We start from the raw sequence: 12,101 nt of genomic DNA, 5'->3' as shown, positions 1-12,101 counted from the left end.
TGATTATAGTAAAGACTCAGCACCATCGATATACACTTCTGTTCCGGAGATATTTCCTGCAGCTTCGGAGGACAAAAATAGAACCAGATTGGCTACTTGTTCAGGTACGCCTGTTTCTTGTCTCAATGGGCGAGAACGTTCAGGGTAATCCACAGGTATCTCGATACTTGCGACTTCTGGTTCCACATCTGTTCGATCATCAATATTGGTCGCGATCGCACCAGGGCAAATGACATTGACTCTGATGTTGTATCCAGAAAGCTCAAGGGCCGCCATCTTGGCAAACGCTACTTGTCCAGCTTTGGAGGTACTATACGCAGAAGCCCCAAAATTGCTGAAAATCCGATTGCCATTGACTGAACTCGTGATCACAATGCTGCCGCCATTGGCTTTCATGATAGGAACAGCGGCTTTGACCGTTAAGAATGTGCTGCGTAAATTGGTGTTGATCGTTTGATCCCATTCGTCGATCGTCAGCTCTTCGATGGGGGTAAAGGTCCCATTGATCCCAGCGTTGACGTGTAGTATATCCAGACCACCCAGCGATGATGCCAATTTGGTGACGGCGGACTGCAGCCCGTCGCTATCAGTGACATCGACTGCTTCAATATGTGCCGCATCACCGAAAGCCTGTTTGATTTCAACAAGTTCTTCCTCATTTAAGTCAATCAATCCAACCTGTGCCCCTTGTTGAATAAACTGCTCGGCTGTTGCTCTACCGATACCTGAAGCTGCACCAGTAATAATGACACGTTTGTGCTTAAACCCTTGCATGTGAACGCCTCCTTTCTTTTTAGTATAAAAAAAAACAATGATTTTGTCGAAAATAAGGTATCCTTCACCAAGCTACTGACATTGATTTCACTGAAGCGGTTTTTCTCAACCACTCGCTTGGTTGACTGCAAAACTAATGTATTGCCTTCTAGTTTTGTAGTATAATGCTAACAGTGTGCAAGGAGGTATACCATGAAACCCATATATGCTGTGGTGGATCTTGAAACCACTGGGACAGACGCCGCCGTCGATCGGATTATTCAATTTGGCTGTGTATTGGTACAAGATGGCAAGGTGGTCAATCGCTTTGCGACCGATATTAATCCAGATCGCCGAATTTCTAGACAAATTCAAAATTTGACACACATCACGAATCAACAAGTGAAACAAGCACCTTATTTTGAAGATGTAGCGGATATTATTTTTAACTTACTGAGCAACACGATTTTTGTTGCTCATAATATTTATTTTGATTATCAATTTTTAAGCAATGAGCTGGTCCGCTGCGGCTTACCAGCATTAACGATTCCTGGGATTGATACTGTGGAATTGGCGCAAGTCTTTTTGCCGACTGAAAGTAGTTTTCGATTGGGCGATTTAGCAGACAGCATTGGTTTTGTCCATGAAAATCCTCATCAGGCGGACAGTGATGCGGAAGTGACTGCTGCATTATTGATGTATATTGAAGCAATCATGAAGGAACTGCCCCGAACAACTTTGAAGCAAATTGCGCTATTGAGCGGTCAAATGGGGATGCAGACAAGTGCATTTATATATGATGTGTTGAAAGAAACGTCGACGACTTTGCCTGAAGAACTAGAAGAAGTGGACGGTATCGTGCTCCGTAAAAAAACGGTCAAAACGTTTGTCTACAATCATTACCCTAATGACTATCCACAAATCAAAGCTGAAAAAACGGCGCAATTTCAAGCGCATCTTACCTATCGTAAACAACAAGCCAGGCTGATGAATGCTGTGTACAACCACTTTACTGATACTGAAAAGAACTTGATTTTAGAAGCTGAGACGGGGATGGGAAAAACGATTGGCTATTTATTTCCTACGGCTTATCTAGCGACACCCGATAATCCACTGATTGTCAGCACTTCCTCTATTTTGTTGCAAAACCAAATCATGGCGAAAGATGTACCACTTGTCAATCAGGTACTTGACCAGTCAATCCAAGCGACAGTCGTCAAAAGTCATCGACATTATATCGATTTGCAGCGTTTTAAAGCGACTTTAGACCAGCCAGTGGATCAAAAACAATATGCACAATATCAAATGGGGATGTTGGTATGGTTAACCAAAACAGTGACTGGTGACTTTGATGAGCTGAATTTGGTTCGTTTGGATCATCCAATATTTACTGATATTCGTCATCGTGGGCTTGAATTTTTATCAGATACGCAAGCATTTTACGCCCATGACTTTTTGCGCCATGTTTATGCACAAGCTGCCCAAAGCAATGTGCTGATCGTCAACCATGCATTCTTGTTGCAAGAAACGAAACGTCAGCAACCATTGCTGCCTGCAAGCGACTTTCTTTTGATCGATGAAGCACAGCAGTTGCCAAGCCAAGCAGAAGGTCTCTCACAATATAGCTTTGACTCGGCCTATTTCAAACGGCAATATATGCAGTTCAATGAGGAAGGATTATTTGATCAAGTTGCAGATGTTCTTGAACAAGAGCAGCAAATTTTACCTTTGTTCAAGTTATACCGTGATGCATTGGCTATATTGATCGATACGCAAGAAGCATTTTTTGGCACGATTGATAGGGTGTCTGACGATCGACAGGTACTGCAACGCCATGAGTTATTCAATGACAGTGTGCAACAAGGACAGATTTATCGAAAGTTGATGCTGTATTATCAAGAAATCTCAGAGATGCAGCAGCAATTACAACAATTCTTGATGGCACTGCATGTGCGGATCACAGCGCAGCAACAATTACTGGTTGCACGGTTGTTAGACTATTTTGATCAGTTTCACATACAAGCATATACAGTTACTACTTGGTTAGAAAGTTGGCATCCGCGTTATGTCCATTGGTTGAAATTGCATCCAAGTCATCAATCGGGTACGATCGAATTGGCAGATCTGGAAGGCAAACAAGTGTCAGAAAGTATCTGGTATCAGCGATATCGTCATATTATTTATTTGGGTGGTACACTGCGAATCCCTGGTAATAAGGCGTATTACGCGCATCAAATAGGGATCCCAGATACACCAGTCAAAACGATTCCAGCTTTTTATGATTACGAAAAACAAGCACGACTTTATGTAGTCAAACAAGGGATATCGATTCAACAAGCAGATGCGGATTCCTATGCAGACTATCTTGCAGAGGCGTTAACGCCAATCTTATTCGAGCTGCAGCAACCTACGCTGGTTCTGTTTACAGCGCATGAAACGTTGAAGGCGGTGTACGACCGATTGCATAAGAAAGCCATGAATCAGGGGCGAGAACTCATTGCCCAAGGTACCGGCGGTAGTCGGGAAAAGATATTGAAAAAGTTCTTATTGGCAGAAAATGGTATTCTCTTTGGGACCAATAGTTTTTGGGAAGGGGTCGACTTGCCTGGGCAAGCCCTCAAAGTTGCAGTGGTTACCCGATTGCCATTTGAAAACCCGCAAAATCCGTTGGTGAAGGCGCGTCATACGTATCTTGCTGCTCAAGGAATCGATACCTTCAAAGAAGATGCATTGCCTAAAGCTATTTTGCGGCTAAGGCAAGCCTTAGGGCGCTTGATTCGTTCAGAGAAAGATACGGGGGTCATGATCGTCTTAGATCGCCGCTTGCTTTCTACTAAATATGGCAAACGAATGGTCAAAGGCCTGCCCAAAAACCTACCTTTGATTGAAGCAACACCTAGCGAAATGACTGAAGATATTTGTCATTTTTTTGAAAAAGAGAAACAAAGTCTGCTATAATAAAGCATATTTAAAAGGAGAAAACAGTATGAAAACAAAAGACAAAGAACAACGTCGTGTCGTCATCCTGTTGATTGCTATCACGACCTTGCTTGTGCTGATCATTTTTTCTTCGATTTTTTATCTTCGGGCTTCAAGACCGATGCGACAAGCACGAAGTGAAGCCATTGATATTGCTGAAGAATATACTGATCTGGCAGAAGTGGATCAATTTTATTGGTTTACTAGAGAAACAACATCCTTTAGTATTGTCGGTAAAGACACGAATGACAAAGAAATCGTTGTGATCATTCCCAAAAGCGGTGAAAAAGTAACGGTCTACAATCAAGAAGATGGATTGACAGAGGCGCAAGCTCAACAAGTGGTCATGGAAGCCCATCCGGACCAAACACTACAAAAAGCGACTTTGGGTCTTTATGAAGATGAACCAGCTTGGGAAATTATGACCAAAGATAGTGAGGGGACGTTGAGCTATTTTCTAATTGCCTTTAAAGATGGAAAAGAGATCAACACAATCACAAATATGTAAAAGAGAATGACACTATAGATACACGCAGAAAGGATGATCGAAATGGTACTGTCAAAACGAGCTGAAAAATTAGAACCTTCAGTCACATTAGCGGCTTCGGCAAAAGCCAAAGCGTTAAAAGACCAAGGAATAGATATATTAAGTTTAACTGTTGGAGAACCTGATTTCTTTACGCCTGAAAATATACGAGCAGCTGCTTTCACTGCGATTGAAGCAGGTAAAGCCAGTTTTTACACACCAACTGCAGGTATCCCTGAATTAAGAAAAGCGATTACGAATTACATCAAAGAATTTTATGGATTGTCTTATGACACGAACCAAGTGATCGTGACTGATGGAGCAAAATTTGCGCTTTATACGTTGTTTCAGGCATTGCTTGATGAAGCTGATGAAGTAATCATTCCCGTTCCTTACTGGGTAAGTTATGCTGAACAGATTCGCTTAGCAGAAGGTACCCCGGTATTTGTGGAAGCGACACAAGAGGCTGATTTTAAAGTGACCGTTTCACAATTAGACGCAGCACGTACAAGTAAAACAAAAGCAATCATCTTGAACTCACCAGCGAATCCAACTGGCGTGATTTATACTAAAGATGAATTGTTGGCGATTGGCGAATGGGCTGTTGCCAATGATATTTGGATTATTTCCGATGATATTTATGGCCGCTTAGTCTATAATGGTCATGAATTTACGCCAATTGCTGCTTTATCAGATGCCATCCGCAAACAAACGATCATTATCAATGGCGTATCAAAAACCTATGCGATGACAGGTTGGCGCATTGGATTTGCTGTGGGTGATCAAAGAATTATCGGTGCGATGATCGATATCGCTTCACAGGCAACGAGCAATCCGCCAGCTGTTAGTCAGTATGCAGCTGTGGAGGCATTGACTGGCAATCAAGATTCTATTGAAGTGATGCGCCAAGCATTTGAGCAACGGTTGAATGACTTGTATCCGTTGATCGAAGCCATTCCGGGCTTTACATTAACGAAACCGCAAGGGGCCTTTTATTTGTTTCCGAATGTCAGAGAAGCCATTCAGCTTTGCGGGTATCAAACGATTGACGAATTTGTTGAAGGTTTGTTAGTAGAGGCTCATGTGGCAGTCGTGACGGGTGCTGGCTTTGGTGCACCAGATTATCTAAGAATCAGTTATGCTGCAGATTGGCATACTTTAGCGGAAGCAGCTAAGCGGATCCATGATTTTGTTGAAAACAAGCGCCAAAACATATAAAATGCTTTATGGTGCGTTAAATAATAGTTAGGAGAGAATCAAGTGAAATCTATTCAAATTTTAGATGCAAAACATCATGTGGGCGAAACTGTTCAAATTGGTGCTTGGATCGCCAACAAGCGTTCAAGCGGAAAAATCGCTTTTCTGCAATTGCGCGATGGTACTGCGTATTTCCAAGGAATTGTTGTAAAAAGTGAAGTTGGAGAAGATGTATTTCAATTGGCCAAAAACCTAAGCCAAGAAACAGCTGTCTTGATCACTGGCGAAATCCGTGAAGATAGCCGTTCTAAATTTGGCTATGAAATCGGCATTTCTGGAATTGAAGTGGTGGGTGAAAGCCATGATTATCCAATCACACCAAAAGAACATGGGACCGACTTTTTGATGGACCACCGTCATTTATGGTTGCGTTCTTCTAAACAGCATGCCATTATGCAAGTCCGCAGTGAAATCATTCGGGCAACTTACGAATTCTTCAATCAAAATGGATTTATCAAAATCGATCCGCCAATTTTGACTGGTTCTGCACCAGAAGGCACAACAGATCTATTCGAAACCAATTACTTTGACCAAAAAGCGTATTTGTCACAATCTGGTCAATTATATATGGAAGCTGCTGCAATGGCTTTTGGCAAAGTCTTTTCTTTTGGTCCAACATTCAGAGCGGAAAAATCAAAAACCCGTCGTCATTTGATTGAATTTTGGATGATTGAACCTGAAATGGCCTTTATGCATCAAGAAGAAAGCTTAGAAGTTCAAGAACAATATGTGGCGTTCCTTGTACAAAGTGTGTTAGACAATTGCGATTATGCATTGGATGTCTTAGGGCGTGATCGTGAAGTCTTACAAAAATACACCAAATTGCCTTTCCCACGAATCTCATACGATGATGCAGTGGAATTGTTACAAAAAAATGGCTTTGACGATATCCAATGGGGCGATGATTTTGGCTCACCACATGAGACCTTTATTGCCAACTCATTTGACCAACCAGTCTTTATTTTGAACTATCCGAAAGCCATCAAACCATTTTACATGAAACCACATCCAACTAGGGAAGATGTCGTGATTTGTGCTGACATGATCGCCCCAGAAGGCTATGGCGAGATCATTGGCGGCTCTGAAAGAGCGATTGATCACGAATATGTCTTAGAACAAATCAAAGCCCATGGCTTAGACGAGAATGAGTATTCATGGTACTTAGATTTGCGTAAATATGGCTCAGTACCACATACAGGGTTTGGATTAGGATTAGAACGGACTGTTACTTGGCTCTCTGGTATCGAACATGTGCGGGAATCCATTCCGTTTCCACGTTTGTTGAACCGGATTTATCCATAGATTGGTTTTTGTCCTACAATTTTTATGCTTCATTTCTACATTTAGTTGAGCCTATCCATAATGATCAAATATTATGGTAGGCTTTTTTGTCTTTTAAAGTGACAATCTGGCGCATAGGGCTATTTGGAAAATAATTGATAGTTGAAAAAATCAACTTTAAGTATAATTTCGCGCTTAAAAATCAATCAATGATAGTATATGAATAAATCGTGTTTTAATTATTAAATCTTGTTGTGAAAAAAATATTTAATTGGGATAGGATCTGTCTCTTATACACATCTAGATGTGTATAAGAGACTTACTGTGTAAATAGGAGAGTATTACAATGAGTTATTTTAAGAAGTATCAATTTTTTATACAAATAATGACAATTTTATTAGCTGCATTCCTTTTAACTATTCCTCAAGTGTATCTAAAAGGTTTTGTTATTGGATCAGATGCGATGTTTCATTTCAATCGCTTTTATGATGCAAGCGAACAAATAAAACATGGCAATTTCCAATATTTTATTACAATGTACGGCTTTCAACAATCAGGTAGGATTGTAAATGCGATGTACGGACCTATTTTTGCCTATTTTCAAGGTGTTTTGGTATTAATATCTAATTCATGGTTCCATTATCAAATCATATCTAATTTTTTGATTTATCTACTATCCGGATTATCCATGTTTGCTCTTTTAAAAAAAATCCATATATCTGGTTGGTTGTCCGTTGGTACAGGTATATTTTTCATGACAACCTATCCAATTCAATATTGGATTGATCAACAAGGACTTTCGGCTTGGCCATCAGCGATTTTACCGTTGTGTCTGATTCCCCTTGTTAAACTTGTTGATAAGCAAAAATTAGATGTTCTAGGTACATCTATTTCTATTGGTATCATGTTTCAAATACATGTTCTGTCTACGCTATTTTTAGTACTTATATACTTTTGCTTTTTTACTTATATTTTTGTTCAGTCACAATATAAAAAGAGACTCATGAAACAATTATGCATATCGATTGTTTTGTTTATGATTATTACAATGAACGTATGGTTGAATATGCTTGATATTTATCGATTTAATCAACTTGTGCCACCATTCTTTAATAACCATATGGAAAATAATACGATTACTGCGAATAGTGCATATTGGATTAGATATCCGAAGTTCTTACCCATCTTATTTGCCGTCTGTTTTAGTAGTGTATTAGACAAACGTCATCGAGTTTCACCTTTTCTTAAAGTAAGTGTGGCGATTATAGTCGTATTCACTGTGTTGGCTACAAATTTTTTCCCATGGAAAACACTATCTAGTTTGGAAGTTCCATTCTTAGGTCTTTTACAATTTCCTTTTAGATTTATTGTTTTTGGTATTGTCCTTTTGCTTATAAGTATAGCGATGATTGTATCTGCTAGGCCTGAAATTAGATTAGCTAAACCAATCTATTTGTTCTTGTTGTTGGGATTATCTCTGCTGCAAGTAACATACCAAAATACAAGCAAAATGATTGATTGGCATCTGAGTGATACCGCGGTCAACAGAAGAGTTCATTCCTATGTTTTTGTTGATGATGAACGTAAAATGAAAGATCAGCTATTTTCAAGTGACAAAGAAAAAATTCTAGAGAGTTTTCAAAAGTCTGCCCCCGATTATTTACCACTGTATAAAATTGATCAGTCAAGTAAATACGGTGCCTATGGAGATGATGTGATAAAAAATAATCATCACTTTGATAAGAAAGTTGAGCATAAAGCGCTCCTTGTTACTTGGCAAGGAGATCAAGTAGAAAAAGTAAAAGTCCCAGTAATCAAATATGAGAGAACCCAGTTAGTATTAAATGGTCAAAAACTAGAAAAAGATGACTATAGTTTATCGACAATAGGTGTTGTCAGTCTCAATCAAAAAATAGGTCAAAATGAACTGACCGTGACGTACAAAGCCCCATGGTTTTTTATGATCACACTTCTGTTGCCTGCTTTGTTCTGGATAGCAATCATTTGCTACTATTTGAAAAAAATGATTCGATCAATATTAAATTGAGGAAAGTATCTGAATGATAAGATAGAGGCTAGCGTGTTACGCCGTGGCAATTTTTGCCATAGTTGTGGATGCTAGTCTCTTTTTTGTAGTAAGACTTTATGACGGTTTCGTTACAAATATTTTCTTTTCTTCTTTTATCGGTTAAAATATAGGATAGTGTGAAAATGAGGCGATTTATGATAATTAAAATGATAAAGTCATTGGCAAAATCAGTTTATTTGTTGCCAATACGCATGCTTGCGTCCAAACAATTACCTAAAAATAATCATATTGTATTTCTGCTTAGCTTTCCGAGTACGAGTGATTACATATTAAGCAAATTGGCAGACAAATATAAAGAGCGCTTGGTTATTTGTTATACGAACGAGGCGAAACCTCTGGCTGAAAGCTACCAAAAAAAAGATATCACTATTTATGCGCTTGATTCAATAGGAGAGTTATATACAAAGGTTATCCCGGTAATAAAGAGTGCACAAATGATTCTTTGTGATAATTATTTTGCCATACTGGCTGGTTTCGATTTTAAGGATGGCGAAAAAGTTGTTCAATTATGGCATGCCAACGGAGCAATAAAAAGATTTGGTATGGAAGCTGAATATGCGAAAGATGGTACATCATTTGATAGAAAACGTTATAAGAATGTATATGATCGTTATACGCATCTTGTAGTGAGTTCAGAAGAAATGGCCAATATCTTTTGTGAAAGTTATTTAAATGATTATAAGATTCTTCCTTTTGGTTATCCACCCACAGATGTATATTTTGAAGATAACATTTACCCAGGATCGTTCCTTTTTGAACAGCATAAACATAAGAAAATTGCATTATATGCGCCTACTTATCGAGACCAAGCTGAACAATCTGGAGTGGATTTGCGTGAGATGAATAAACATTTTCCCGAGAGATGGCAACTTTATGTACGAGTGCATCCCCACGATCATAAGTTGAAAAAACAATTAGTTGGACTCCCAAGTATCAAACAAATACCAGAAGAAGTCCCTTTATCAACAGTATTTAACCAAATCGATTGTTTGATAACAGATTATTCTTCTATTCCATTTGAATATTCATTAGCTAAAAAAGATGGGAAAATCATTTACTATTGTTATGATCTTGAGCAGTATGAAATGACTGTCGGCTTGCAGCGTAATTTTAAAGAATGGGCTGCTCCGTACCTTGTTTCAGATATAGAAGAACTTATTGCTGCAATAAAAGAGGAAAACGACTATCCTTTCGATCAATTCAATGCATTTTGGAACACTTTTGCAAATGGCCATGCTGCGGATCAATTAATAGAATGGATTGATGAACAATATGAAAACTGAACAAATTTTGGGGATTCCAGTTGATAACCTCACGTATGATGAAGTGCTAGCAGATATTCCTCAATACATCGAACAAAAAACGAAAATGTCAATACTTAGCGTAAATCCTCAAATTGTTTTGGATGCGAATCAATACCCTGAAATCATTACACTTTTGCATAATAGTACGCATCGTATTCCTGATGGGATAGGTGTTGTGATGGTTTCAAAGTTAACAGGAGGCGCAATAAAAGAACGCGTTGCTGGTTTTGATCTAATGATGGAAATCCTTGCATATGCTGATAAATCTGAACATAGTATATTTCTATACGGTGCTCATCCAGATGTGCTTAATAAAGCAGTAAATCAAGTTGAGTCTAAATTCCCAAATATCAGGATTGCTGGTGCAATCGATGGATATACAAAACTTATCGATGAAGAAGTAGTAGATATGATCAATCAAGCAAAACCTGACTTTTTGTTTGTAGCATTAGGATTTCCTAAACAGGAGTTATGGTTATCGCGGCATATCAATCAATTAGATGTCAACGTTTTCCAAGATGTAGGCGGAAGTTTTGACGTTTTGAGTGGACAGGTAAAACGTGCACCGAAAATGTTCATTGATTTACATTTAGAATGGCTCTATCGTTCATTACGGAACCCTTCAAGAATCGGCAGGATTTTCCAGTTACCGATTTTTTTAATAAAAAGCCTACATTGGAAAGTGAGACATCGTCATGATCGTTAAAATGATAAGTTACATTTATCGTAAGATTTTTAATATGGTGGCAACTGTGCTTCCTGTGAAAGAAAAAACAGTATTATTTGAATCCTTCAACGGAAAAATACCTTCAGACAATCCATTGGCGATTTACCAGGCGTTTAGAGCTGAACATAACGATACTTCTTGGCAATTATATTGGGGCGTAAAGAAGCAATATGTCAATGAGGCTAGAGCATGCTTTCCTGAATATACAATTCTTACAAGATTTTCATTGAAGTGGCTTTGGGTGACAGCAAGAGCTAATTTTTGGGTTTTTAATTCTAGAATGCCAATTTGGCTAAAGAAAAATAAACAAACAATTTATATTCAAACCTGGCACGGTACACCGTTAAAAAAATTAGGAATTGATATAAACAAAGTGTCCATTCCTGGCACGGATACGCAAAGTTACCATCATGATTTTATTTATGAAGCTAGACGATGGGATATTTTGATTGCACCTAATACGTACTCAAAAAATATTTTTAAACATGCTTTTTTGTATCAGCAATCATTTCTTGAAATAGGCTATCCACGAAATGATATGCTAACAGCGAAAAAAGACGATTTGCTTTATATAAATAGATTGAAAACCAACTTAGTAGGCCACTCAAAAGGCAAAGTCATCCTTTATGCACCCACATGGCGAGACAATTATTATATTTCTAAGGGAAATTACAAATTTTATATGCCATTTGATTTAGAAAAAGTAGTGTCACTTTTGGGTGAGAACGATACATTGATCATTCGACCGCATTATTTAGTGGGAGATACCATAGATGTAAGTAAATATGATCAACAAGTTATTGTCTGCACAGATGAAGATATCAATATGTTATATTTAATCAGTGATATACTGATAACAGACTATTCGTCTGTTATGTTTGATTATGCCCATTTGAAACGCCCAATGCTTTTTTATGCGTATGATTTTGATTTCTATAAAGAGGAATTAAGAGGATTTTATTTTGATTATAACCATGATTTACCAGGCCAAATCGTGAAAGATGAAGCTGGATTTTATCCGGCATTCAATCAATTGCTTCAAAAAACTGAGATAGAAAAAGTATACCAGAATAAATATAACGATTTCTTTGATAAATTTTGCAACACTAACTCTTCAAGTAGCAGAATAGTTGTTGAACGTATACTTTCTGAAACAAATGATAAAAACTGAAAGAAAAGGTGTAC

The 12,101-nt window shown here is 38.2% G+C and carries 9 protein-coding genes; 8 read left to right on the top strand and 1 reads right to left on the bottom strand.

Annotated features, from left to right (window positions below):
- Positions 1-3 precede the first annotated feature (3 nt).
- Positions 4-774, bottom strand: coding sequence for an SDR family oxidoreductase (locus A5886_RS10340; protein WP_086275063.1), 771 nt, complete (start codon positions 772-774; stop codon positions 4-6).
- Positions 775-966: 192 nt separating this feature from the next.
- Here A5886_RS10340 and A5886_RS10335 point away from each other — a divergent pair, with 192 nt between their 5' ends.
- From A5886_RS10335 to A5886_RS10300, 8 genes are all read left to right on the top strand, one after another.
- Complete coding sequence (locus A5886_RS10335) at positions 967-3,711, top strand: helicase C-terminal domain-containing protein (protein WP_086275062.1); 2,745 nt, start codon at positions 967-969, stop codon at positions 3,709-3,711.
- 28 nt (positions 3,712-3,739) lie between these two features.
- Entirely contained in the window at positions 3,740-4,240 is a 501-nt protein-coding gene (locus A5886_RS10330) for a cell wall elongation regulator TseB-like domain-containing protein (protein ID WP_086275061.1), read from the top strand.
- A gap of 42 nt (positions 4,241-4,282) precedes the next feature.
- On the top strand, positions 4,283-5,476 hold the full coding sequence (locus tag A5886_RS10325) for a pyridoxal phosphate-dependent aminotransferase (protein WP_086275060.1): 1,194 nt from the start codon (positions 4,283-4,285) through the stop codon (positions 5,474-5,476).
- A 42-nt stretch (positions 5,477-5,518) separates the two neighbouring features.
- Positions 5,519-6,817 carry an asparagine--tRNA ligase gene (gene asnS, locus A5886_RS10320; protein WP_086275059.1) on the top strand — a complete coding sequence of 433 codons (1,299 nt, stop codon included), beginning with the start codon at positions 5,519-5,521 and terminating at the stop codon, positions 6,815-6,817.
- Positions 6,818-7,142: 325 nt separating this feature from the next.
- A complete protein-coding gene (locus A5886_RS10315) occupies positions 7,143-8,843 on the top strand; it encodes a putative glycosyltransferase family protein (RefSeq protein WP_086275058.1) in 1,701 nt (566 codons plus the stop codon).
- A gap of 176 nt (positions 8,844-9,019) precedes the next feature.
- Positions 9,020-10,168, top strand: a complete 1,149-nt coding sequence (locus A5886_RS10310; RefSeq protein WP_179190023.1) for a CDP-glycerol glycerophosphotransferase family protein — start codon at positions 9,020-9,022, stop codon at positions 10,166-10,168.
- Positions 10,158-10,895: a WecB/TagA/CpsF family glycosyltransferase gene (locus A5886_RS10305; protein ID WP_086276039.1), complete on the top strand. Its 738-nt coding sequence runs from the start codon at positions 10,158-10,160 to the stop codon at positions 10,893-10,895. Before A5886_RS10310 ends, A5886_RS10305 begins: the two co-directional genes overlap by 11 nt.
- Complete coding sequence (locus tag A5886_RS10300; RefSeq protein ID WP_086275056.1) at positions 10,885-12,087, top strand: CDP-glycerol glycerophosphotransferase family protein; 1,203 nt, start codon at positions 10,885-10,887, stop codon at positions 12,085-12,087. Before A5886_RS10305 ends, A5886_RS10300 begins: the two co-directional genes overlap by 11 nt.
- Positions 12,088-12,101 lie beyond the last annotated feature (14 nt).

This window comes from Candidatus Enterococcus testudinis (assembly GCF_002140915.1).
GTDB classification, from domain to species: domain Bacteria; phylum Bacillota; class Bacilli; order Lactobacillales; family Enterococcaceae; genus Enterococcus_D; species Enterococcus_D testudinis.
This window is presented reverse-complemented; position numbering and strand designations above follow the sequence as displayed.